Annotated in this window: 19 protein-coding genes; 15 read left to right on the top strand and 4 right to left on the bottom strand. The window is 40.6% G+C overall.

Annotated features, from left to right (window positions below; translation table 11 throughout):
- The first annotated feature begins 151 nt into the window (after positions 1 to 151).
- The 10 genes from QYG89_RS08775 (at position 152) to QYG89_RS08730 (ending at position 12,521) form a co-directional block, all read left to right on the top strand.
- Positions 152 to 682, top strand: coding sequence for a flavin reductase family protein (locus QYG89_RS08775; RefSeq protein WP_404316614.1), 531 nt, complete (start codon positions 152 to 154; stop codon positions 680 to 682).
- Positions 683 to 742: 60 nt separating this feature from the next.
- A complete protein-coding gene (locus QYG89_RS08770) occupies positions 743 to 2,206 on the top strand; it encodes a 4-hydroxyphenylacetate 3-hydroxylase family protein (protein WP_404316613.1) in 1,464 nt (487 codons plus the stop codon).
- A 203-nt stretch (positions 2,207 to 2,409) separates the two neighbouring features.
- Positions 2,410 to 2,991, top strand: a complete 582-nt coding sequence (locus tag QYG89_RS08765; protein WP_404316612.1) for an FAD synthetase — start codon at positions 2,410 to 2,412, stop codon at positions 2,989 to 2,991.
- 39 nt (positions 2,992 to 3,030) lie between these two features.
- Positions 3,031 to 3,477 carry a RidA family protein gene (locus tag QYG89_RS08760; protein ID WP_404316611.1) on the top strand — a complete coding sequence of 149 codons (447 nt, stop codon included), beginning with the start codon at positions 3,031 to 3,033 and terminating at the stop codon, positions 3,475 to 3,477.
- Positions 3,478 to 3,719: 242 nt separating this feature from the next.
- Positions 3,720 to 4,409, top strand: coding sequence for a DUF1028 domain-containing protein (locus tag QYG89_RS08755; protein WP_404316609.1), 690 nt, complete (start codon positions 3,720 to 3,722; stop codon positions 4,407 to 4,409).
- A 96-nt stretch (positions 4,410 to 4,505) separates the two neighbouring features.
- Complete coding sequence (locus QYG89_RS08750; RefSeq protein ID WP_404316608.1) at positions 4,506 to 5,789, top strand: Zn-dependent hydrolase; 1,284 nt, start codon at positions 4,506 to 4,508, stop codon at positions 5,787 to 5,789.
- Positions 5,790 to 5,966: 177 nt separating this feature from the next.
- A complete protein-coding gene (aspA, locus tag QYG89_RS08745) occupies positions 5,967 to 7,421 on the top strand; it encodes an aspartate ammonia-lyase (RefSeq protein ID WP_404316607.1) in 1,455 nt (484 codons plus the stop codon).
- A 348-nt stretch (positions 7,422 to 7,769) separates the two neighbouring features.
- The gene (gene nhaC, locus QYG89_RS08740) at positions 7,770 to 9,227 is read left to right on the top strand and encodes a Na+/H+ antiporter NhaC (protein WP_404316606.1); all 1,458 of its coding nucleotides are present in this window, start codon (positions 7,770 to 7,772) and stop codon (positions 9,225 to 9,227) included.
- Between the two features lie 155 nt (positions 9,228 to 9,382).
- Positions 9,383 to 10,765 (top strand): aminotransferase family protein, encoded by a 1,383-nt coding sequence (locus tag QYG89_RS08735; protein ID WP_404316605.1) that lies wholly within the window; start codon positions 9,383 to 9,385, stop codon positions 10,763 to 10,765.
- 280 nt (positions 10,766 to 11,045) lie between these two features.
- A complete protein-coding gene (locus tag QYG89_RS08730) occupies positions 11,046 to 12,521 on the top strand; it encodes an aldehyde dehydrogenase family protein (protein WP_404316604.1) in 1,476 nt (491 codons plus the stop codon).
- Between the two features lie 75 nt (positions 12,522 to 12,596).
- Here QYG89_RS08730 and QYG89_RS08725 read toward each other — a convergent pair whose 3' ends face one another.
- The 4 genes from QYG89_RS08725 to QYG89_RS08710 all read right to left on the bottom strand — a co-directional run bounded on the left by QYG89_RS08725 (position 12,597) and on the right by QYG89_RS08710 (position 18,498).
- Positions 12,597 to 15,440 carry a tetratricopeptide repeat protein gene (locus tag QYG89_RS08725; RefSeq protein WP_404316603.1) on the bottom strand — a complete coding sequence of 948 codons (2,844 nt, stop codon included), beginning with the start codon at positions 15,438 to 15,440 and terminating at the stop codon, positions 12,597 to 12,599.
- 566 nt (positions 15,441 to 16,006) lie between these two features.
- Entirely contained in the window at positions 16,007 to 16,423 is a 417-nt protein-coding gene (locus QYG89_RS08720) for a Rieske (2Fe-2S) protein (protein WP_404316602.1), read from the bottom strand.
- 1 nt (position 16,424) lies between these two features.
- A complete protein-coding gene (locus QYG89_RS08715; RefSeq protein ID WP_404316601.1) occupies positions 16,425 to 17,570 on the bottom strand; it encodes an amidohydrolase family protein in 1,146 nt (381 codons plus the stop codon).
- A gap of 238 nt (positions 17,571 to 17,808) precedes the next feature.
- On the bottom strand, positions 17,809 to 18,498 hold the full coding sequence (locus QYG89_RS08710; RefSeq protein WP_404316600.1) for a TetR family transcriptional regulator: 690 nt from the start codon (positions 18,496 to 18,498) through the stop codon (positions 17,809 to 17,811).
- Positions 18,499 to 18,779: 281 nt separating this feature from the next.
- Between QYG89_RS08710 and QYG89_RS08705 the strand changes: the two genes are divergently transcribed.
- The 5 genes from QYG89_RS08705 to QYG89_RS08685 form a co-directional block, all read left to right on the top strand.
- Positions 18,780 to 20,333 carry a BCCT family transporter gene (locus tag QYG89_RS08705; protein WP_404316599.1) on the top strand — a complete coding sequence of 518 codons (1,554 nt, stop codon included), beginning with the start codon at positions 18,780 to 18,782 and terminating at the stop codon, positions 20,331 to 20,333.
- Between the two features lie 112 nt (positions 20,334 to 20,445).
- Entirely contained in the window at positions 20,446 to 22,494 is a 2,049-nt protein-coding gene (locus QYG89_RS08700) for a CocE/NonD family hydrolase (RefSeq protein ID WP_404316598.1), read from the top strand.
- Between the two features lie 155 nt (positions 22,495 to 22,649).
- The gene (locus tag QYG89_RS08695) at positions 22,650 to 23,783 is read left to right on the top strand and encodes a M24 family metallopeptidase (RefSeq protein ID WP_404316597.1); all 1,134 of its coding nucleotides are present in this window, start codon (positions 22,650 to 22,652) and stop codon (positions 23,781 to 23,783) included.
- A gap of 30 nt (positions 23,784 to 23,813) precedes the next feature.
- Positions 23,814 to 24,347, top strand: coding sequence for a DUF2179 domain-containing protein (locus QYG89_RS08690; protein ID WP_404316596.1), 534 nt, complete (start codon positions 23,814 to 23,816; stop codon positions 24,345 to 24,347).
- Between the two features lie 230 nt (positions 24,348 to 24,577).
- Positions 24,578 to 24,881 (top strand): DUF5698 domain-containing protein (locus QYG89_RS08685; RefSeq protein ID WP_404316595.1); only part of this gene is annotated, 304 nt, incomplete at its 3' end.

Here is a 24,881-nt window from a genome sequence, read left to right as displayed (position 1 = left end):
TTAAGACAAGCGATGAATTTATGAGCTGGATGAAATGATTTAAATTTTTAGAAAATTCTGTTGACAGTTATTTTATTTTCTTGTACTATACATTTAAGGAACATTTAAAGAAATAATCCGTAAATTGAAATAAAGGAAGGGGAATAATGAAATGAGCACGATTTCTTCGAAAGCAAATAATAATAAGCAGCTCGTAAGTTCTGAAGAGTATAGAAATGTCATTGGCCATTTCACTAGCGGGGTGTCAATTATCACAGTAAGGGAAAATGGAGTGGATTACGGCATTACGGCCAGCGCAGTGAGTTCTGTATCTCTTGACCCGCCTATGCTTCTCATTTGTGCAAACAAAAGCACTGGCACATGTCATGCGATCTCCAGAGAAGGATCTTTTACGGTAAATATTCTTGCTGAAAACCAAGGAGAGCTTGCGTATCAGTTTTCTAGAGCAAACACAGATAAGTTTGCAGATGTCACCATGTCTTATGGGAAACTTGGTAACCCTGTACTGGATGATACACTAGCTCAGCTTGAATGCCGGGTAGTGGAGGAAGTAACAGGGGGCACTCATTCTGTTTTTATCGCAGAGGTACAGAAGGCGGACGCAGCAGAGAAGGATCCTTTAGTTTACTTTAAAGGGAAGTTTGGCCAATTCAAACAATTGCAAAGAACAGATAAGGATTAAACTATTTTGTGGAAGCCTTTTCTATAAAACAAAAATTAAACATTAAAAGGGGGAAGTAACATGGCTTTAATGACAGGTAAGCAATATCGTGAGTCGTTGAATGACGGCCGGGAAGTGTATATTGATGGGGAGAAAGTGACAAACGTTGCCGAACATCCATCATTCAAACCAATTGTGGATGTAAAAGCAAGAATGTATGACATGGCTTTTGAATCTCAATATAAAGATATCTTAACTACTACATTGGAAGATGGCGAAGTCGTTTCCCGCGCTTATAAAACACCGAAAACAAAAGAGGATTTAACGGCGATCCGCACACACGTAGAGACTGTACTAGATGACCTCGGCGGAGTTGTTTACCGGGTCGGCGACGAAACCATTGGCGAGATGTGGTCTTTATATGACGCAAAGGATAAATTAAATGAAATTGATCCTACCTATGCAAAAAATATTGATTATCATATTGATCGCGTAGCTAGAGAAGATTTATTCCACGTATCTGCTAATACAGATCCAAAAGGCGATCGGAGTAAGTTATTCGCGGGGAAAGATGGCGGAACCCTGCTTCATGTTGTTGAAGAAAACGACAAAGGCATTGTTGTAAAAGGTGCCAAGTTTGAAACAGCGGCTGCTTATGCGCACCAAGCTTTCGTAAAACCAACGATTTTAGATTGGAATGCCGGTTCTGAAAAAATGGCTCCTTTCGCCTGCGGATTCATTTGTGATATGGGATCACCTGGATTAAAACATATTTGCCGAACGTCTCTTGGGACAGGTAGAAATGAAAAGGATTATCCGGTTGCTACTAAATTTGAAGAAATTGATACTTTACTGATCTTTGATAACGTTCTCATTCCATGGGAAAACGTATTGTTTCACCGTTCTTTAGAATCAGCTGCTTACATTCGTTCCACTCTTCATCGCTATTCTGCCTTTAACTATACGCTTAGAATGCTGCGCAGAGCGGATTATTTAATTGGAGTTGCTTTACTAAACGTAGAACAAACGGGTCTTACGCAGCTGCAGGCTGTAAAAGAAAAAATCTCGCAATTAATCAATTATCGTGAAGGGATTAACGCCCACTTAACGGCAGCGGTTGCTAACGCAGAAGTCAGCCCGGGCGGACTAATGATGCCGAACCAGTCACTTCTTTACACAGGTCGTGTGTTTGCGCTATCTAATTTCCCTGCGATGGCTCATTTAACGAGAGAACTTGTTGGAGGACAATTAGCAGTTACTCCAGATTCCGCCACGATGGCTGATCCAGCCATTCAAGAATATGTAGATAAGTATTATTCTGTCGGTGAGTGGAGTGCAGAGGACAGAGGAAAGTTATTGTATTTTGCAAGAGATCTCTTGAACTCTTCTTATGCAGGACACCGAACAACCTTCGAATTATTTGCCCAAAGTCCGCCATTCGCTCAACAAATGGCTGTGTTCAGCAACTTCGATCCAGAAGCTCAGCGTGAATTAGTTCGTAAAGCAGCCGATTTAAAACCAGCTGTACCTGCTGCGAATATGTAATTTTAAGTCTATGTTAATGCTTATTGATGATTAGAGCGGAAGGCGCAAGGCTCCTGTGGGAAACGCATGTCCAAGGAAGACACCGCAGGAGCGATAGTGACGAGGAGGCTTCAGGACAGCCTACAGAAAGCGAGTGTCCTGAAGCGGAATCAACAGATAAGTTTAACATAGCCAATTTTAAAAATAGAAAGGGGAAGGTTTCATTGGATATTCATACACCAGGTACTTTGCAGCTTCCTGCATCTGTTCTAACGATCGGTGCTCTCGACGGTATTCATAGGGGTCATCAGGCATTACTAGTAAAGGCAAAAGAACGAGCTGAGAAGATTGGGGTACCTTTTGTTGTCTATACCTTTGACCCTCCTCCGAAAGTTTTCTTTAAAAGGTGTCAGCAGTTAATGTCGATAGAAGAAAAGCTGAATCGGCTGGAAGTAATGGGAGCGGATCACGTCATTGTCGGCCCGTTTGACGAAGCATTTACTAAAAAGGAAGTCCCTGAATTCATTGAAGAATTACAAGAAATGAATCCCGTTGAAATCTGGGAAGGGCCGAACTTTTTATTCGGTAAAAATAGAAAGGGCACCATTGAAGTTCTGCGCCGCTATTTTAAAGTAGAAGTTTTACAGCCTTTGATGTGTGAGCAAGGCGAAATGATCTCTTCCACACGAATACGCAATCTTTTAAAGCAGGGGAAATTCTCCCAAGCGGTGAAGTTAATGGGAGAGGAACGTTTTACTACATCGATTTTAGGAAGTACTTACACAATGAAAGCAGCCTCTCATTAAGTTTAAAAAATAAATATAAGTTAAAGGAGACATAGCATAATGAAAACTGAAACAGTGAAAATTGAAAGATTCCGCAAGTTTGAAACAGCAAAGTTTTATCCATCTCATATGGGAGAAGAATCCCATCACGTAGCTAATGAGTTCTCCATGGTCGTTCGCGCTGGAAATCGTATCTTCATGAGAGGACAAACAGCGTTTGATTTAGATGGCAACTTTCATGGCGAAAATGACGTAATTGCTCAAACAGAAAATGCTTGCCGCTGTATTAAACAGCTTCTTGAAGAAGCCGGCGGAAAAATAGAGGACGTTTGCAAACTTACAACTTATGTAACAGATCGCTCTTATCGAAAAGATGTGTATAGCGTGATCGCAAAACATTTCAAAGGTGTATATCCAGTAAGTACAGGATTAGTCGTTAATGGGCTGGCTCTTCCTGAAATGCTTGTAGAAATTGACGTGGAAGCGGTTATCAGCGATCACGAATAAATGAACGTAATTGATGTAAATAGAGTGGCTGGAGCGACAACGATGAGTATCATCACATTTGTTGCTCCTTATTTTGTATCCCGCATTAACTGGCAGTAAGCCCCCTTCAAGGCTTTAGGTTGTTTCGAGGAAAAATAGGCGGGGGATCAACTGCCAGTAAAAGCGCGATCCATTCAACCAACCATCAGTGGGGATGAAAAAACCCCACTGATAGAAGTTTCATTTTATAAGGGGGAATAGAAATGAACGTAACGAGTACATTTTCTGTAGCAGGACGCTGTGAAAAGACAGGAGCGTTAGGAGCCATTGTTACTTCCAGCAGTCCAGCGGTGGGGGCGAGATGTCCTTGGATTAAGTCAAATGTAGGAGTCATTCTATCGCAGAATGTCACAGATCCCAGATTAGCAGATATTGGACTTGCCACGCTGGAAAAAGGATACGATGCAGAGGCCGCTATCCGGACGATGAAAGCAGCCTCTGATTTTCCGGAGTATCGTCAGCTCGCTGTTGTTGATGCAAGAGGAGGATCTAGTGTCTTTACCGGCGAGAAAGCACTTGGTGTTCATGAAGACTTTCATGCAAGCAACGTTGCCTGCGTTGGCAATTTGTTGAGCGATCCAACCATCCCGCGAGCGATGGGCCGGCATTTCATTGAGCAGCAGAATCTGCCATTGCCAGAGCGGTTAATTTCTGCACTGGAACTTGGTTTTGACATGGGGGGAGAGCTGGATGACGAGCATTCAATCGCATTATTAGTCTATCATCCAGACGCCCCATTTGCTTATGTTGATTTGCGTGTTGATTATAGCGATGACCCATTAAATGATTTAAAGAAAGTGTGGGAGATTTATGGACCGCAGGCAAAAGATTATAAGACGAGAGCTATTGAACCGGAATTGGCACCTTCCTATGGTGTAAAAGGGGACGAATAAAACGTCAGCTTTCTTTGTTGTCTGCCTGTTATCTGTAAAACAATCTATCATTTCTACATATTATAATTGAGAGGAAAGAGAGGCGCATAATGGGCCATGAAAATAAATATGGATCGCCTGCTGCTAGATATCGAAAAATATGCTCAGTATGGAAAAAGCGAACATGGGGGAGTGACAAGACCGAGCTTTTCCAAGGCTGATCATGACGTTCGGAAGTTATTTATTCAAGAATTAAAGGATATGGGCTTACTCGTTACGATTGATGGCGCAGCTAACATTTGGGGCAGACGAAAAGGAACAGGGAAAAAACAAGGAACGATCGTCATTGGTTCCCATTTAGATTCTGTTCCAAACGGAGGGAAATACGACGGGCCATTAGGTGTACTCATGGCGAAAGAATTGATCAAGACGTTAATAGAAAATAATATACATTTAGATCATGATCTTGAGATTGTGTCGTTTACAGCTGAGGAATCAAACGATTTTAATTTATCGACATTTGGAAGCCGCGCATTTGCCGGTAAACTGACGGCAGAGGTGTTGGAAAAGGCCAGCGATTCGAAAGGGACTTTGATTAAAGATGAATTAGAAAAAGCCGGCGGAGGATTAGACAAATTCCCGGTCATGGCAGAGGCAGCAAAACAGAAAAAGGCATTCATTGAACTTCATATTGAGCAAGGCAAACGGCTGGAAAGCCGTGGCCTTTCGATGGCAGTCATCAATAAATTTGTCGGCATGTACCGCAGTACAGTTCAAGTCATTGGGCAGGCAAATCATTCTGGTACGACGATGATGGAGCATCGCAATGATGCCTTGTCTGCAGCGGCGGAAATGGTGCTGGAAGTAGAGCGTCAATGCAGGGAGGATCAAACTGATTTAGTCGGTACAGTCGGCAAGTTAAATGTCTTTCCTAATGCAACAAATATTATTCCGGGTCATGTGACATTTAATTTTGAAGTGAGGGGAGAGAACGGGCAGCATATTCACGACATTGTGAATAGCATTCGAGAAAGGTGGAAAGAAATCGCTCGAAAACGACAAGTGGACATTCAAGAAGATGTATTTTTGGATCAAGATCCCATTGAGTTGGATCACGACATTGTTCATGTTTTGGAGTGTACGGCTGAGGAAATGAATGAACCGTGCATAACTTTCGCGAGTATGGCTGTTCATGATGCAGCGCATATGGCCGCTGTAACAAAGTCAACGATGATTTTTGTAAAGAGCATAGGTGGAAAAAGCCATTGTCCTGAAGAATACAGTGTACCCCACGATATTGAGAAAGCCGGCAATTTGATGTTGTGCGGTGTAATCAATATTGATAAAGAGCTAGACAAAGAATACAAGTCTGTTACAATGGTGACGAGGGTTAACAACTAAGCCATCAGTGGGAAGAAGAGGTTGACATCAGAAGGGTCTGATTGCATTTTCAATGTATTGTATAAAGAAGCTTTTCATTAGTCTAATATACAATTGTTGTCATGCGGGATATGCCATTTTTGAGTTTAAGTCGACCTCTTCTTAAACATGTATGCCGTAAGGGAGAAGGAAGGATAAATGGAAATGTTAAAAGATCAAGTAAGAATTGAAAAAGATTTCTTAGGTGAAAAAGAGATTGATATAAATGCATATTATGGTGTTCAAACGATGCGTGCGGTGGAAAACTTCCCGATTACTGGTTATCGCGTGGATGAGTCTTTGATTAAGGCGCTGGGAATGGTAAAAAAGGCAGCGGCATTAGCGAACATGGGAACTGGCCGCTTAAGCAGTGAGTTTGGTCAGGCGATTGCACAGGCAGCGGACGAAGTGATTGAAGGAAAATGGAACGATCAGTTTATTGTTGACCCTATTCAAGGCGGCGCCGGTACTTCAATGAATATGAACGCAAATGAAGTGATCGCTAATCGTGCACTTGAATTGTTAGGATATGAAAAAGGCAGCTATACTTATTTAAGTCCAAATAATCACGTAAATATGTCACAATCAACAAATGATGCCTTTCCTACAGCCATTCATATTGCGACGCTTATGTTATTAGAAAAGCTGCTGGCGACGATGAATGATATGCATAAAGTATTTAAAGAAAAGGCACAGCAGTTTGACCATGTCATAAAGATGGGACGTACTCATCTTCAAGACGCCGTTCCTATTCGTCTTGGTCAGGAGTTTGAAGCTTACAGCCGCGTAGTAGAAAGAGATATTCAGCGTATTAAGCAATCACGCTTACATTTGTATGACGTGAATATGGGAGCTACAGCTGTAGGAACAGGATTAAACGCTGACCCTGATTATATTAAAGATGTGGCGAAACATCTGGTAGAAGTAAGCGGATTTCCGTTTATAAATGCCGCTCATCTTGTGGATGCGACACAAAATACAGATGCGTATACTGAAGTGTCCGCAGCTTTGAAAATTTGTATGATTAATATGTCAAAAATAGCAAACGACCTTCGTTTAATGGCATCTGGGCCGCGCGCGGGATTAGCTGAGATTACATTGCCGGCACGTCAGCCGGGCTCATCGATTATGCCTGGAAAAGTAAATCCGGTTATGCCGGAAGTGATTAACCAAATTGCTTTTCAAGTGATGGGGAATGATCATACGATTTGTTTAGCTTCCGAAGCGGGGCAATTTGAACTGAATGTGATGGAGCCTGTATTAATCTTTAACTTGCTTCAGTCTATTAGTATCATGAACAATGGATTCCGCTCCTTTACAGATCATTGTCTTTCTGGTATTGAAGCTAATACGGATCGTTTAAAAGAATATGTAGAAAAAAGCGTAGGGATCATTACAGCAGTGAATCCTCACATTGGTTACGAAATGGCGGCTCAAATTGCGAAAGAAGCGATCGCAACTGGAAAATCAGTACGCGAATTATGCCTGCAGCAAGGAGTTTTAACAGCAGAAGAAATAGATACTATTTTAAATCCATTTGAAATGACTGAGCCAGGTATTGCTGGTGCGGCTTTTTTACGTGAAAATGCTGCAGTTGCGACAAGAGGAAAATAAGGTAATAGTGTAGAGGGAACGAAAAGGTGAGGATTATTGCTCACCTTTTTTTTTATTTAGCAGCTTTTTCAATAATATCTATCCGGCTGAGATAATATTTCTAATTTTGGGATAGAAGTTCGTTTTATTAACTGAATATTAAAACTATTTGTAAGGAATGAAACATGTTTTGTAAGTAATGGGTAAGGGGGTTCGCTTATTATTCAAACTATACTACCTGTGCAGAGTATAAGGTAATAGGATTTTAGCAAGGAGGGAGGGACTGCGCTTCGTTAAGTAGGAAGCAGACTAGATGGATTTTTTGAGAGTTTCATGGATCTGGAAAGAAAAAATAAGGAGTGAAGATGAGTGAAGAAAAATGAGAGCGCTGTCAATTCAGTAAAAACACCTCCTCTTTGGTTAGCCTTAGTGCCTATTATGTTTATGGTTATTGTTCTGCCAATTGGAATTATGGTTTATGACGCTACTCCGCATGTTCCGCTCATACTAACTACAATTGTTGCGGTGATTGTCGTGATGAGTTTAGGTCACTCCTGGGAGTCAATCGAAAAACGTATGTTAAAAACGATTGCTTTGTCACTGCAGGCCATTGTGATCATATTGATCATAGGCGCTCTTGTTGGGTTATGGCTGGCAGCTGGAATTGTTCCATCAATGATTTATTACGGCTTAGATATTTTGTCGCCAACGTTTTTTTTGGTTGCCGCTTGTATGATAAGTGCTGTGGTTAGCTTAGCGGCTGGGAACTCGTGGGCAGCAGCAGGTACAGTCGGAGTAGCGTTAATCGGGATAGGTCAAGGACTAGGCGTTCCATTACCGATGGTCGCAGGGGCCATTATTTCAGGTGTATATTTCGGTGACAAAATGTCTCCATTGTCGGAAACAACCAATTTAGCGCCTGCCATTGTAGGTACCAACCTTTTTGACCATATTCGAAATATAGCATGGACCACAGGGCCAGCGTTTCTGATCGCTCTTGTTTTGTACCTAATTCTAGGATTCAAGTACTCTGGAAGCGGTTCTAGTATGTCAGAGATTGCTTTAATACAAAATGCGCTTAGCGGTCACTTTGTTATTTCACCCTTTTTATTAATTCCTCCATTATTTATTCTCGTCGTGCTCATATTTAAAATACAAGCCATTCCGGGATTAACGTTTGGTGCGGCGATGGGTGCCTTTTGTGCTCTTTTTGTGCAAGGAAATACAATAGGAGAAGTGATTGAAGCGATTCAATTTGGTTTCACTGCTAATACAGGAACAGAACTAGTTGATGAGTTGTTAAACCAAGGAGGGATTGAGGGGGTATTAAGCGTAGTAGCATTCGTTATTATTGCCTTGGCTTTTGGAGGTGTCTTAGAGCAAGGAAAGATTTTGGAAACCATTCTTTCAGCATTAGTCAGTAAGGTAAAACGAACAGGCAGTTTAATTAGTACAACTGTAGCCACATGCTATACGACCAACATTATCGGGTGTGAACAATATTTATCTATCGTTATTCCGGGACGCATGTATCTAAATGAATATAAAAAACGTGGACTTCATCCTAAGCTGCTCAGCCGGACGCTAGAAGATGCAGGAACGATGAGCTCACCGCTGATTCCATGGACGACCTGCGGTATTTTTATGTACTCGGTACTCGGTGTTCACCCGTTTCAGTATGCTCCTTATGCATTTTTAGCTTATACAAGCGGTGCCATGGCCATTCTTTACGGATACTTAAATATTAAAATTAGCCGTTTACCAATAGAGGAACAAACAGAAGTAACCATTGAGCAGAATGAAGAAATGAGTAAAGCAAATGTATAGATGAGCAGATTATGAAGAATTCTAGCTTTCTAGAAAATTTGTAAGGTTCCCCCATAATATATTGTAAGAACTCGGTAAGGTCATTCACTTATTATACAGTTAAGGCAGCGTTCACACGTTGTAAAAATATAAAAATTCATTTGGAGGGATTATTTATGGTAGAAAGCATAACAATGAACAATGTCAATATAGAGCGTTTAAAGGAAATCGATAAGAAGCATTACTTCCACCCAATCTCATCGGTTAAGCAGTTTAAAAAAGGGCCATCTATGATTTTTACAGAAGCAAAGGGCATCCATGTAAAGGATGTATACGGAAAGGAATACATTGATGGTGTATCTGCATTGTGGAATGTAAACATTGGATTTGGAAGAGAAGAGCTTGCTGAAGTGGCGAAACAACAAATATTGAAACAGTCCTATGCTTCATCATTTTATAATTTCTCCCATGATGCGGTCATTCATTTATCAGAGAAGCTTGCCTCTATTACACCTGGGGATTTAAATGTTTTCTTCTATACTTCCGGCGGATCTGAATCAAATGATACAGCTATTAAGCTTGCCCGCCATTATTGGAAGCTAAAAGGAAAGGAAGAAAAAACAAAAATTGTTAGTTTTGAAGGCGGATATCATGGCATTACGATCGGGGCAACGAGCGCGACGGGTATACAAGAGTACAAAGACATGACCACTTCGAATCCTGCTAATTTCCTGCATGCCAAGCCTCATCTGTTAAATTGTGAATTGGGCGATAAAAATGATCCAAACTATGGAAAGAGCATTAGGGGAATCATTGAGAAAGAAGGAGCAGATACGATTGCGGCTATTATCCTCGAGCCAGTTCTAGGAGTTGGCGGTGTGCGGATTCCACCTGCAGGATATTTAAAGGCCCTTAGAGATCTTTGTGATGAACATGGGATCTTAATGATAACGGATGAAGTGATTTGCGGGTTTGGCCGTACGGGGAAAATGTTCGGTGTGGAGAATTGGGATGTTGTCCCTGATATGATGTCGATGGCAAAAGGAATTACAAGCGGCTATGTACAGCTTGGGGCAGTTGCCTTTAAAGAAAGCTTACGTGATGAAATCATTGAGTTGTCTGGAGATAATTTCTTCTTCCACGGATTTACTTACAGCGGCCATCCGACAGCTTGTGCAGTCGCACTGAAAAATATTGAAATCATTGAATCAGAAGACCTTGTGGGCAATGCAAAGCGTATGGAACAAGTCATGATGAAAGGATTTCAATACCTTGAGGAAAAGCACAGCATTGCAGCAAAGTCCCGGGGAGTTGGATTAATGGGCGGTATTGAATTGTTAGCGGATCGCGACATTGGCAAAGAGTTTGATCCATCTGCCAATGCTGCACCTACTGTAGTCGAAGAATGCTTAAAACGAAACGTTATTTTGAGAGCGCTTACGTTTGGAGGGAGAAATGTCGTTCCGCTTGCTCCTCCTTTAATTATCAATAAGAGGCAAGTAGAAACGATCATCGAAGTTCTTTCCGATTCTATTACTGCTTTCGAGAAAAAGAGATGAGGTAAGGGAAGTTCCTTAACAGTATGACGCAATGAGCAGTGAATGAGAAATTAAGAAATAGATGAATACGGCATGCCAGAGAACATAGGAATCTATCAATTTGTCCTCTGGCATGTTTATTTTTAAATAGGCCATGTTAAACTCCCCTGTTGATTCCTGTTGGGAGCGCTCGCTTTCCGAGGGAGACCGGGAGCCTCCTCGCCGCGGTCGCGTCTTCCGCTTCAATCAACAGTAGTCATTAACATAGCTTTTAAATAAAGAAATGAGTGGAGGATTATAAATGACGAATCAAACGCTTGTATTAAGCAGCAAAGTAAGTGAGTTTTTAAAAGGCACGAAAAAGCTGTACATTGATGGGAAGTTTGTTGCTTCTGCTAAAATATTTGAAACGATTAATCCAGCTACAGAAGAAGTGCTGGCGACAGTGTATGAAGCAGAGGAAAAAGAGATTGACCTTGCCGTGAAAGCAGCAAAAAAAGCATTTGAAAAAGGTCCTTGGTCGAAAATGAGCGCTGCGGAAAGGGCGAAGTTAATCTTTAAGTTAACCGACCTTCTTGAAGAGCACAAAGAAGAGCTGGCACAGCTGGATACTTTGGATAATGGAAAGCCAATCAGTGAATCGCGGGCTGTGGATGTTCCTAATGCCATTGAAGAATTCCGCTATTTTGCCGGATGGGCGACGAAGAATATGGGACAGACGATTCCTGTTTCGGGGAATTTCTTAAACTATACACGCCATGAGCCGGTTGGAGTTGTTGGACAGATTATTCCATGGAACTTTCCTCTTAGTATCCTTTCATGGAAAGTGGCTCCGGCATTAGCTGCAGGCTGTACAGTCGTATTAAAGCCTGCTGAACAAACACCGCTGTCCGCTCTTTATTTTGCTGAACTCGTTGAAAAAGCCGGATTCCCCGCAGGTGTAGTAAACATTGTTCCCGGCTTTGGTCCGAAGGCTGGACAGGCACTTGTGGAACATCCAGATGTGAATAAGATTTCTTTTACCGGTTCTACAGTCATTGGAAAGCAATTGATGAAGCACGCTGCTGATACGATGAAACGAGTGACGCTTGAACTAGGCGGCAAGTCTCCGAATATTATTCTTCCAGATGCTGATCTTTCAAAAGCGGTTCCCGGTGTATTCAGCGGTATTATGTTTAATCAAGGAGAAATTTGCAGTGCTGGTTCAAGGATATATGTTCATAAAAATCAATATGATAAGGTGGTTTCTGGCCTAGTGGCGTTAGCGAAAGACGTTAAGATTGGAAATGGGTTAGATCCGGAAACAACGATGGGACCGCTCGTATCTAAAAAACAGCAGGAACGGGTGTTTGAGTATATTCAACTTGGAATAAAGGAAGGTGCCAAACTAGCGGCTGGGGGCGGGAAATCAGATCAAGGTTTCTTTGTCGAGCCAACGATCTTTATAGATGCAGAAGAGCACATGTCCATTGCAAAAGAAGAAATCTTCGGTCCGGTCGTCGTTGTTATGTCTTATGATTCAATAGAGGAAGTGATTGAACGGGCAAATAACTCCGCGTATGGATTAGGCGCAGGAATATGGACGGAAAATTTAAAAACAGCTCACAATGTAGCGAATCAATTAAAGTCTGGGAGTGTGTGGATCAATTGTTACGACGCCATCGATCCAGCTTCTCCATTTGGCGGCTATAAAGAGTCGGGATTCGGCAGGGATATGGGGTCTTATGCATTAGAAAACTACACGGAAGTAAAAAGTGTGTGGGTGAATTTAGACTGACTCCATGCAAGGAAGGTACTAAAACCGCAAAACCTGAAGTACAGGGTTTGCGGTTTTTTGAATGTTTTTATCCTTTTATCCAATAAAAACGGGTGAGGATTGAAATTTTGTAAACAGTTGCTGAAGGTCCTCTTGTACATCAATGCCCATTTCTTTTTCCATATAATTGATCATTTTGTTAGCAAGGTTATTCGCCTGTAAAGAGAAGTTTTGCTGTAATAGCCGCTCAATATATTCAAAGTAAATGTGTTCTTGATACGGATCTTTATTTAAGATTTTCTCGAAATATTCAAAGCACTTCTCATAGTTATTTTCTGTATAGTAGTAGCGGGCTAAATTTCTCATCATTTTAAAGAAGATAGAGCGTAACTTTTCGCGTTCGGACTCTAAGAACGTTTCGTATGGATATTCTTCAAAATAATCACCTGTATATAATTGTTCTGCTTTAAGAAGCTTCTCAATGGATTGGGGGGAAGGCTGTTCATCGAAGTCAGATATTAATATGGAAAACTCCTCAATATCCAAATGGACTTCATCAATATTAAATAGGTAATGATTGTCTGAACGGACGATATACCGTGATTGAATACCAGACTTCAAATTAGGTTCTAATGATTTTCGCAAGATAGACAAAGAAACATAAAGCTGATTGTTCATTGAATCGACCGATCCACCAGGAAACAAATCCTCAAGCAGTATGTCCTTGTTGATTTTCTTCTTTCGGTTTGTAATCAAATACTGCAGCAGTCGAACACTAGAATTTCTTTTTATCGCTATCGGCTGGCCGTTACTATACAATCTAAAGTTTCCTAGTGTCCGGATGGATAACGTATCTACAGGCTTCTCTGCGACCCTTATCTGTTTTGTTGGCTTTTCAAGTGTTATCCCATCCATCATCCAATGAAAATTATGCTCATTGCAAAGTTCAAGAAGTTCAGTCCGCTTTTTCGATGCTTGGCTAGTGTCTCCTTTCTTTTCATATAATTTAATTTGTGAAAGGATGACCATACCGCGGTAATGCGTAAAGAGAGAAAAAGTATCAAACGCTTTCGATAAACAGCGCTCGGCATTTTCCCATTGATGGTCAGCAAGGAAACTTTCCCCTAAATGCAAGTGCGACCAGCCGACATCAAAGGTAATATTATACTTTTCGGAAAAGTTAACTGCTTTTGTTCCCCATTCGATGGCTTTCGTTATGTCCTCTTTCTTTTGAAACAGACTGCCCATCGTTGTATAGACGAATGCGAGGGAGGAGTGATCATAGTTCGTCGCAATGTCTAATGCTTGTTGGATGGATGAAGCAGCTTCATCCAACTTTTCCATTTCAATGTAGATTGTTGCAATCGTATCAAGAGCATGGAGCTGAGTGTGCTTAATACTGTATTTCTCTGAAATAAATAATGATTGACGGACCGATTGTAAAGCTTCTGAATAATTCCCCAAATACTTTTCCACTTCGGCAATGAGAGTCAGGTTTAAGGCAGTCATTGGATGATCGTGGAAAAGCTTGGAGCCTTTTAAAGACTCTTTGAATAGTTTCTTCGCCTTAATGATCTCTCCGCTCATAAAATAAATATAGCCCAGCCGATGCTGAAGACTGCAAATCCATAATTGATTGTTATTTTCTTTTAATATTGAAATGTTTTGTTCAAAGTAGGTAATCAATTCATTTAATGTTGATAAAGGGATGCAGCGGATTAAAAATAACGTATTACTCGCTAACGATTGCCCGGGAGAGATCTCCTCTAGCCAGCCGTCTAAGAAAATCATTGATTCAATCGGGTTATAGCGATCCCTAATTAAGTTCATTAGTTTGACTGCTTTCGGATAATCTTGTCCGATTGTTGAATGGGCAAAAGCATGGACAAATTGATACATATTTTCATAAATGGATGCAAGGGCGAGGTGGTCTTTGGCAATGGCGTCTCCGCCAGCTGCATCTTTATACGATTGATACAAAAACTGCCTGAATAGAGGATGATATCGAATAATACCTTGATCATCTTGGAAAATAAATAAATGATGCTTTAGAAGGTGTGTTAAAAACTTTTCAGCATCATCCATTGCTAGAAACTGTTCAATCACAGCTGGATCTAGTTCGGATAGTAAGCTTGTTTTATATAAAAATTGTTTTGTTCGTTCATCCTGTAATTCAAGAACTTCGGTCGATAGATAATCAAAAATATGAGGAACGTTAGGGAACTTTGACCAAAAGTAGGCACGTTCCGTACAGTTCATTTTGTTGATGATGCCAAATAGAAGCTGATAACTGGCTGCCCAGCCTTCTGTTGCTTTATAAATTAAATCAAGTTCCTGATCTTCAAGTTTTAAATCGTAAAGAGTGTTGAAAAAATCATGCGTTTCTTTTCGGGTAAAAGCTAGAACAGAAGTACTTATTTCTTTATACGGCCGGCGTATTTTTAATTTCATCGGCAAGTTTGGACGGACCCGGCTTAAAATAATAAATGTGACCATGGAGGAGCAATGGGTAAATAATTTATTAATAATGGGTTCTAATTCCGAACTTTGATCCACTAAATGATAATCATCCAGCACAATGATTAGCGGTTCTGATCGATTGGATAAAAAAGTAACAATTGCCTCGAGTTCTGTTTCTACATCCTCCGGTTGGATAATAGTATCAGACTCGCGTTTACTAGATAGCTGATAAAGGCCGGCTTTTAAATAAGTAAGGAAAACGTGAGCATAACGATCACTGCTCTCTAGCTCATACCAAACGGCAGGTATATTTTTCTCACGGATATAACTTGAAACGAGCGTGGTTTTTCCGTAACCACTTTCGCTGGTGATCTCGATGATGGAGGCTTCGTGGCGCTTTTCTAAATAAGAGAATAGACGATCCCGCTTCAGCGACGGAGAATAATTGGGAATTCTTAATTTTGACTGAATAATCTTCATATCATACCTCCATCGTTATTTTTAACAAATATCATCAAGTGTACATGTTCAAATAATCCAATAAATAGTAAGAGATGAAACCTGTTTTGTAAGGAGTGAGTGAGATTATTATCATAATATTCAAATTATATCACATGCGTACAATTTACAACAATGCATCTTCATAGGAAAGGGGCCACAGTGTGGGAACAGAGCACAAACGATTGGTTTCTGGTTTAATAGTAAGAACAATATGCGTTCATACATCGATTATATCGGGCAGCCATATACCATTGAGAAGAATGAAACGACACAAATTTAGTTGGGAAGCAAGGCTTCAATTGATAGATATGTATACGGAAATGAGGAATGGATCTAGGATGATGCTGAAATTCTCAATTCATATATAAAATTTATATTTAAATACTTTGATATGAATTGAAAGTGCTTGCTTTTTAAGGTGTAAAATCTGACGAGAAAAGAACGAAGAAGGAAAGAGTATACTAATAGTTTAAGGACTCCAGGATGATGCTGGAGTCCTCTGCAGCCTGTTTCGTTTTTCTATCTTTGGAAACGTCCTTTCATATCTAACTGCACACGGGCTGCCAATCTTTTATCGTAATATCCGCTGGCTGTCTCTTTAACAACAAAACGATCGATCCATTTTCTTCTTTTACTTGGAATGTTTTTATTTTTAATTTCGGATCAAACAATGATACACCTGTTTTCATATCAAATCCCCATCCGTGTAACGGGCATCGGACTACTTCATTATGACGGCCGTATTCATATTGATGAGGCTCCGGGGACATCATTACGCCAGAAATGGAACCGCATTCAAGTGGGGCTCCTTGATGTGGGCACATATTTAGAAACGCATAAAGTTGATTATCCATATTTACTATTACTATAGGAAGAGAGTCGATCGTTACGATTTTTCTGCAGCCTGGAGTAAGTTCATTGGCAGGGCAAATGGAAACCGGATAAAGTGTGCGAGTGCTCATGTCAATCTTCCTTTCCTGATGAAAATCGGTATGTCTTTAAGGCATTTTCATATAACACTTTTTTCTTTAAGTCCTCTGGGAAATGAGCAAAGATTTTTGTGCTGTATTCTCCGTCCCAATGCGGATAGTCGCTTGAGAAAACGAGCATATCTTCTGCTTTAATCATTTCGATTATGGTTAAAATGTCTTTCGGATGGAATGATTCTTCAAATGGCTGAGTTGCCAGCCGGACGTTTCTTCTAATATAGTCACTCGGAAGCATTTTCACCCAAGGGATTTCGTCTCGAAGTGATTTCCAGTTCTTATCCAGCCGCCACATCAGATGCGGCATCCAGGAAAATCCATATTCAACAAAAACAAATTTCAAATTCGGGAATCGTTCAAAAACCCCTTCGCAAAGCAAACTATTAATTTGTCTTTGAGGTACAAGGGAAAGAGAAGAGTGCCATTCCATATAAGTAGACGCCGGGCCAATGAATTGGGAAGGAGCATATTCACCGGATCCTTCAGAATCTGGATGAAGCACAATTGGAAGTCCATACGCTTCAGCAATTTCATAGACAGGCCAAAAAAACCGCTTGCCTAGTGGAATGCTGATGTTTTGCATATTGATTCCTACTACACCGCTTTTTTTGCCTATGCGTTCAATTTCTTTTACCGTAGCCTGAGGATCGATCGTCGGAACAACCATATCCATCTTAAAACGTTCATCAAGGCCAATCCATTTATCGTAAAGCCAATCATTGCATGCAGAGCTATAGGCAATAGTTACATCTGCATTATGATAAGAGCTCATCGTTCCGTGGCCAACATTTAAAATGCCGTACGTTGTCTGAAAGCGCTCAAATAAATCTTCAATAACAAAAGACGGAGAGGAGCCCGGAACTCCGCCATTAGGCGTAGTCGCATCAAGGCGCAAAACATGGTTGGGATTATGATATCTTGTTTTTGGAAAATCAAAGGATCCTGCCGTTTGGTTTTTCAAAAAGTCGTTATTAAATTTTCCGAAGTTCATCATTTTTTGCAGCCATTCATCAGAGTAGGGGATTAACTCATCTAAAGAATGTAAATAACAGTGTACATCACAGTCGATTAAACGGACATCTGTCCGTTTAGTTGATTGTTCTTTTTCATGTGAAGTTAGCATGCTTAACACCTCTTTGGTTTGTTGGAATGAAAAGTTTTGTCTTATCTGCTGCTTGTGGAGACAATAACGATCACTATGTAATCGTGATTATAAAATAATCATATTCATTTTTATGGATCATAGCATATGAAAAAAATTTAAACAATATTGAATTTTCACTTTTACAAATTTTTATTTTGTTTGGAAGTTTTATATAAAAAAGCCCTCCTTGGATAAAAAGGAGGGAGAGATGCTCACTTTATTGTTGTTGGACAGAGATGTTTTTCTGAAAATCAAACACATTAGCATGGAGAACCATTTCAGAGATATAGTTCATCGTAATTTTTGCTGCTTCTTCAAAATCGTAGTTCATGCGATTGTTAAGGATATTTGTAAACATGCCGTACCAGATTAAAACGGTTAATTCGCTAATCGAATCAATATTTTCCTCTTTAATGAATCCTTCTTTTTCTACAGCTTCTAAAACGGATCGGCTCCTTTTTGACATGTTCCGCTCAAATAAGATCGATTTTAATTCTTCAGGAATGTTAATCAAGTCATTTGGATAGATCTTGTAGTAGTCTTCAATCAGTTTTTCTGGATGATCTCCTAAATCCATAATAAACAGGGCATGGAAAATATCAGGATGCTGGAATGAGTGTTTGCAAAAACATTCCCAGGACAATAAATATTTTTCTAGAGGATCTTTCCCTTTCTTCATGTATTCACCGAGATCACTCGTGTAGTTTTTTAAAAACTTCATTGAGGCAAAAAAGATCAAATGAGAAATTTCCGTAAAATAATTATAGATCGTTGCACTATTATAGCCGGCTTTATCAGCTACTTTTCTAATTGTAACGCTTTCTACTCCTTCTTCCTCGATAATTTCAGCCGTTGCATCTATGAAATATTTCCACATACGGCTCATTTGGATTTCTTTCTTCTTCATGGTTATCCCCTCACTTTATTCATTTGTTTTTATGTTAGTTAATTTAAAGTTACCGAATATTTTACAAAAAAGCATCCTTTTTTGTCGGATTTTCATAGTAAAATATCCAAAATATACAGGTCCACTTTTCTGAAAATTTTTATTGTTATCGTTTTCGTCCTGTGTTACGATAATCGCACAGAAAAATATAATCATGATTATAAAAGCTATTTTACCATTAAGGGAGGTACTTCGAAATTACTTTTCTTAAAAAACTAAAAATAAAAAAGGAGTTGAATGAAGTGAATAAAGTAAAAATCGATCCTATCGTTTTTTGGTCTTCTTTTGTTGTTGTTGTTGCAGCCACATTAGCTTTAGTGTTAAATCGTGAAACAGCGGAGCCAGTATTAAATCAGCTAATGACGGATATTACATTTCAGCTTGATTGGGTGTTTCAATTCTTAACTGTAGGATTGTTTGTGCTGCTGCTTTGGTTAATTTTTGGGCGTTATGGACGCATCAAATTAGGTGAAGGGAATCCAGAGTTTTCTAACTTTAGCTGGGGAGCTATGTTGTTCTGTGCAGGAATGGGGACAAGTATTATGTTCTGGTCCATTATGGAGCCAATCTATTATTATACTGGACCACCTTTCGGAATTAAGCCAAACAGCAATGAAGCTGCTGAATGGGCAGTTACTTATGGATTGTTTCACTGGGGAATTTCAGCATGGTCACTATATGCGCTTCCAACTGTTACGATCGCTTACTCATTCTTTGTAAAGAAACAATCTTCTTTAAAAATCAGCACAGCTTGTCGAGGAGTACTTGGTAAATATGCAGACGGCTGGGTTGGAAAGTTAATTGATATTTTAGTCATTTGGAGCCTTGTCGGCGGTCTTGGTACTTCTTTAGGATTGGGTGTTCCGATGATTTCTGCTGTCATTGGTGAAGTATTCGGGATGGAGCAGTCGCTTAAATTAAGCATCATTATCATTTTAATTTGGACAGTTATTTATTGCTCGAGTGCATACCTTGGTTTGTATAAAGGAATTAGAAAGTTAAGTGATTTTAACGTATATCTTGCTTTAGCGCTTGCTGTATTTGTTCTTATTGCAGGTCCTACTTTGTTTATTCTTTCTAACTTTTCGAACAGTCTTGGATTGATGCTTCAAAATATCGTTTATATGAGCTTTTACACTGATCCGATCAATAAAGGTGGATTCCCGCAGTCATGGACCGTGTTTTATTGGGCTTGGTTTGCTGCAACAGCTCCTTTTATGGGCTTGTTTGTCGCCCGTATTTCAAAAGGCAGAACGATCAGAGAGTTAATTAGCGCGATCCTGTTATGGGGAACATTAGGAAGCTGGTTATATTTTGCGGTGTTCGGCGGCTATTCTCTTCATTTACAAATCAATGACATTTTACCGATCACTCAAATACTTGAAGCCCAAGGAGGCCCGGCTGCGGTTGTTGCCGTCTTAAAAACATTGCCGCTTAGCGGAATTGTGCTGCCGTTTTTCGTGATCTTAGGCTTTATTTTCCTTGCTACTTCACTGGACTCAGCGACTTACATTCTTTCAGCTATCGCAACAAAGGAGCTAAAGGACGGACAAGAACCAGCCCGCTGGCACAGACTATTATGGGGAGCAACATTGGCGATCATGGCTGTTGCCTTACTGATTATTGGTGGATTAAAAGTGATTCAAACGTCTGCGGTTATCGTATCTGTTCCTGTTATTATCATCTATTTGCTGCTCACGTTCTCTTTACTGAGATGGCTAAAGAATGATTACGGTGTTTCTTCTTCCATTACAAATGAGCCAGAAGTAAAGACAGAAACACAAAAAGTACAGTAGGTGCTGTCCTCTAAGAAGCTGACTACACGCAGCTTCTTAGAGTTCTTCAGAATTTTTAACTTGTAAAAAGAATTGTTTGAAGCAACTATGGAATGTTTTAGGAGGGTTTTTGATGGTTTTTAATGTTCGTGATTCTGAATTATCCATTAAAACGGAATATCCACGGAAGATTCGTGAGATTGAGCATGTGTGGATCCCAATGTCTGACGGCACTCGGCTTTCGGCACGCATTTGGATTCCGATAGATGCTGATGAAAATCCAGTACCAGCGATTTTGGAATATATCCCTTATCGTAAAAATGACTTTACTGCCTTGCGTGATTCGATCCGCCATCCGTATTTTGCGGGCCATGGATATGCGAGTATTCGTGTTGATATTCGTGGATCTGGTGATTCAGACGGCATCCTTTATGATGAATATTTGCCGCAGGAACAAGATGACGCAGTGGAAGTCATTAATTGGATTGCTTCTCAGCCTTGGTGTACGGGAGCTGTAGGCATGATTGGAAAGTCATGGGGCGGGTTTAATGGCCTTCAAGTAGCAGCACGCCGTCCTGATCCGCTTAAAGCTGTGATTACACTCTGTTCAACAGATGACCGCTATGCCGATGATGTTCACTATATGGGTGGATGCATGCTGGCCTCTGACATGCTTTGGTGGGCATCCACGATGTTTGTTTACAATGCCCGTCCAGCTGATCCCCGTGTTGTCGGTGATCAGTGGCGCGAGCAGTGGCTTGAGCGGCTGGAGAAAACTCCGCCATTTGTGGAAGAATGGGTGAAACATCAGCGCCGGGATGATTATTGGAAGCACGGTTCTGTATGCGAGGACTATTCAGATATTAATATCCCTGTTTTTGCTGTAGGCGGCTGGGCGGATGGATATACGAATGCGATTCTTCGTCTGATGGAGGGATTGCCGGGACCGCGTAAAGGTCTCATTGGCCCGTGGGCACATGAGTATCCTGAAGTTGCGGTGCCGGGTCCGGCTATCGGTTTCCTTCAAGAATGTCTTCGCTGGTGGGATCAATGGCTGAAAGGGATCGACACCGGCATTATGGAGGAACCGATGCTGCGGTCGTGGATGCAGGAGAGTGTGCCGCCGCAAGTAGATTACGACATGCGGCCGGGACGCTGGGTGGCTGAAACAGCATGGCCTTCACCAAATACGAAGCCTGCTGATTACTGGTTCGGTAGTCAACAGTTAATAGAGAAGCCGGCAGAGGCGCAGGAAGTGATTGTATCTAGTGTGCAGGAGCACGGGCTATATGCAGGGGTTTGGTGTCCTTTTGGCCAGCCTGGTGATTTAGCATCGGATCAGCGTCTGGAAAATGGAATGTCTGTCTGCTTTACTTCAGATCCGCTTAAAACACCAATGGAGATATTAGGTTTTCCAGAGGTAACGGTTGAATTGACGTCAGACCGCCCGAATGCTCTACTCGCTGTTCGATTATGTGATGTCGCGCCTGATGGAGCGTCTACGTTAGTCAGCTGGGGAATGCTTAATTTAACTCACCGGGAGAGTCATGAGCATCCAACACCTTTAGTTCCAGGTGAACGCTACACAGTAACTGTACGCTTAAATGCCGTCGGCCATATTCTTCCGGAAGGGCATCGCTGGCAAGTGGCTCTGTCTCCAAATTATTGGCCTCATGCTTGGCCTTCTCCAGAGCCGGTCACGTTAAAGGTGATTACTGGGGAAAATACGAAGCTGATGCTGCCGACGAGAGAATCGCATCCGATTGATGATAAACTTCCTCCTTTTGGCGCACCTGAAACGGCACCTGTAGCTAAAAAGGAAGTTCTAAGAGAAGAAAGCCGTACAAGGAAAGTGGAATACGATCTTATTAAAGGTGTGTGGAGGCTTGATGACTTTTCGGATGAAGGGGCACGAAGACTGCTTTCGGACGGCATTGAGTATGGCAGCACAAACCGTAACATTTACACAATTAAAGAGGGAGATCCTCTTTCCGCCGAAGTGCGCTGCGAATGGACGTTAGATGTAGGGCGCGGCGAATGGCAGACGCACCTAAAAAGTGTAAGTATCATGTCGGCAGATAAAGAACAATTCTTTATTACGAATGAGCTCCATGCCTATGAAGGTGATGAGGAAGTGTTCAAGAAGACGTGGAAATCCGTCATCCCGCGTGACCATGTGTAAAAATCTTTAAAAAATATATCAGACATTGAATCCCCTTGCGGCTATAGTATTCTTTTTATGTGAAGAATCTCGGTTCTCTCAAGGGGATTTTTAGATTGTCTACATAGATACATGTCATTAGATCATTAATAGGACTGTGAAAAGAGGGGTTTTTGATGAAAGCTGCTAATAGACTTGAAGGCTTTCGCAGCTATATGGATGAAAAACAAGTGGAGTTAAGTCTTGTATGGGAACCCGATAATCAATATTATTTGAGTGGTTTTCGTGCGATTACTTATTCCCGGCCGATCGTGACTCTGATTAGCCGTGATTCAACCGAGCTGATTGTTCCTGGCTTGGAAGAAGTTCATGCGAAGGAAAAAGCAGCGGTTGATCGTATGTATGTTTACTATGAACAAATAGATAAGAGTCACAAGGAAACCTCTTATCTTGACCACTTAACCAAATTGTTAAAGAAATATCCATCTGGTTCGCGTATAGGAATTGAAATGGATAGTCTTCCGTCAAGCGTATACATTTATTTAAAGGAATTTGGCTTTCAGTTAATCGATATCGGAAGAAAAATTATTGAAATGAGAACAATCAAAGACGAAAAAGAAATTGAATTGTTAAAAATTGCTGGCAAGCTTTCCGATTATGCCATTAGCGAGTCTTTAAAACATGCACGTGTAGGGATCAGCGAGCTTGAATTTGATTCTTATGGCGACAAGCTATTGCTAGAGATTGCCTCTAAGCAATATGCTGAAGAGCTGATTGGATATGAAAACTGGACTTGTTCAGGGGTGACACGGAGTGAAATGCCTCATTTATACTCAAGTACGAGAAAGTTTGAAGATGGGGACATGGTTGTTCATAGTCGTCAAGTGTGGTTTAACGGCTATAGAGCAGAAAATGAACGAACATTCTTCGTCGGTACTCCTACTGAAAAACAAAAAGATTTGCTGAAATTGGCCATTGAGGCTCAGCAGGTCGGAATGGAAATAATTAGACCCGGAATAACAGCAAAGGAAGTAGATATTGCTGCTTATAAAGTGTTTAAAAAAGCGGGATACGGCGAGTTTGTCAATCACCGAATTGGTCATGGATTAGGATTATCGGAACATGAAGAGCCATATCTGCGTTTTGACAATGACTTAGTCCTGCAGGAAGGGATGGTCTATACGATCGAGCCAGGTGTTTACGTTCCTGGATTAGGCGGATATAGACATTCCGATACAGTAATTTTAACGAAAGATGGCAGCTATTCCATTACTCAATACCCAAGGGATATTGAACATCTCATGTTTTAACAGATTAAAAAAGATGGACGGGGTGTTGTGATGACATCTATTATTCTAGCTATTATTGCTATTAATATCCTATATGTATCCCTATTTACGTTAAGAGTGATTCTCGTTATAAAAGGGTATAGGTTGTTGGCTTCCTTATTGTCGATGGGCGAAGTATTTATTTACTTAATGGGATTAAAGATTGTCCTCGATAACTTGGATAAACCAGCCAATATTGCTGCTTACTGTGTTGGATGGGCAATGGGAGTTTATCTTGGAGGCAAAATTGAAGTATATTTGGCTCTTGGCTATACTGTCCTAGAAGTTGTCATTGATTCAATAGAAAGTGACTTGCCGGAGAAAATTCGTGAACAAGGATATGGAGTGACGACATGGATTGCAGATGGCAAGGACGGAAAACGCTTAGTGTTAAAAATACTTGCTAAAAGAAATTACGAACAAAGGTTGAGAAGACTTGTAACCTCTTTAGCACCAAAAGCATTTATTATTTCTTATGAACCAACACAATTTAATGGAGGGTTTTTAACACCTAAAGGGCTGAACGCTTTACCGCATATGAAATAAAGTGAACAAAAACCGGAAGAAGAAGGAAAAGTGGAACTGCACTGCACCTCACTTGTTAGATGCAATTAACAAGTGAAGGTGCAGTTTTCTTATGAGAAAGTTTTTACCCGAAATAAAAATTGCCTTTGTGTTGTGGTAATGCCGGCTTCTTTCGGTCCTTTCTGCGTTGGAGTTGAATATATATAGTTAGGATAGTTGTAAAAGATTAAAAAGATAGGCGGGGTGTTGTTATGACATCTATTATACTCACTATTATTGCTATCAATATTCTATACGTATCTTTATTTACCTTAAGGGTCATCTTGGTTATTAAAGGATACAGATTATTCGCTTCTTTATTATCTATGGCAGAAGTGTTTATTTATTTGATGGGATTAAAGATCGTTCTGGATAACTTAGATAAACCGGCCAATATTGCTGCTTACTGTGTTGGATGGGCAATGGGAGTTTATCTTGGAGGCAAAATTGAAGTATATTTGGCTCTTGGCTATACTGTCCTAGAAGTTGTCATTGATTCAATAGAAAGTGACTTGC

The organism is Bacillus lumedeiriae (genome assembly GCF_044891285.1).
Classification (GTDB): Bacteria; Bacillota; Bacilli; order Bacillales; family Domibacillaceae; genus Pseudobacillus; species Pseudobacillus lumedeiriae.
Note: the sequence above shows the minus strand (reverse complement) of the source record. Positions and strands in the feature narration are given on the sequence as shown.

Coding starts and splice junctions, on each gene's coding strand:
- QYG89_RS08775 (WP_404316614.1), top strand. CDS start 152: ATGAGCACGATTTCTTCGAAAGCAAATAATAATAAGCAGCTCGTAAGT.
- QYG89_RS08770 (WP_404316613.1), top strand. CDS start 743: ATGGCTTTAATGACAGGTAAGCAATATCGTGAGTCGTTGAATGACGGC.
- QYG89_RS08760 (WP_404316611.1), top strand. CDS start 3,031: ATGAAAACTGAAACAGTGAAAATTGAAAGATTCCGCAAGTTTGAAACA.
- QYG89_RS08755 (WP_404316609.1), top strand. CDS start 3,720: ATGAACGTAACGAGTACATTTTCTGTAGCAGGACGCTGTGAAAAGACA.
- QYG89_RS08750 (WP_404316608.1), top strand. CDS start 4,506: ATGAAAATAAATATGGATCGCCTGCTGCTAGATATCGAAAAATATGCT.
- aspA (WP_404316607.1), top strand. CDS start 5,967: ATGGAAATGTTAAAAGATCAAGTAAGAATTGAAAAAGATTTCTTAGGT.
- QYG89_RS08735 (WP_404316605.1), top strand. CDS start 9,383: ATGGTAGAAAGCATAACAATGAACAATGTCAATATAGAGCGTTTAAAG.
- QYG89_RS08730 (WP_404316604.1), top strand. CDS start 11,046: ATGACGAATCAAACGCTTGTATTAAGCAGCAAAGTAAGTGAGTTTTTA.
- QYG89_RS08725 (WP_404316603.1), bottom strand. CDS start 15,440: ATGAAGATTATTCAGTCAAAATTAAGAATTCCCAATTATTCTCCGTCG.
- QYG89_RS08720 (WP_404316602.1), bottom strand. CDS start 16,423: ATGAGCACTCGCACACTTTATCCGGTTTCCATTTGCCCTGCCAATGAA.
- QYG89_RS08715 (WP_404316601.1), bottom strand. CDS start 17,570: ATGCTAACTTCACATGAAAAAGAACAATCAACTAAACGGACAGATGTC.
- QYG89_RS08710 (WP_404316600.1), bottom strand. CDS start 18,498: ATGAAGAAGAAAGAAATCCAAATGAGCCGTATGTGGAAATATTTCATA.
- QYG89_RS08700 (WP_404316598.1), top strand. CDS start 20,446: ATGGTTTTTAATGTTCGTGATTCTGAATTATCCATTAAAACGGAATAT.
- QYG89_RS08695 (WP_404316597.1), top strand. CDS start 22,650: ATGAAAGCTGCTAATAGACTTGAAGGCTTTCGCAGCTATATGGATGAA.
- QYG89_RS08690 (WP_404316596.1), top strand. CDS start 23,814: ATGACATCTATTATTCTAGCTATTATTGCTATTAATATCCTATATGTA.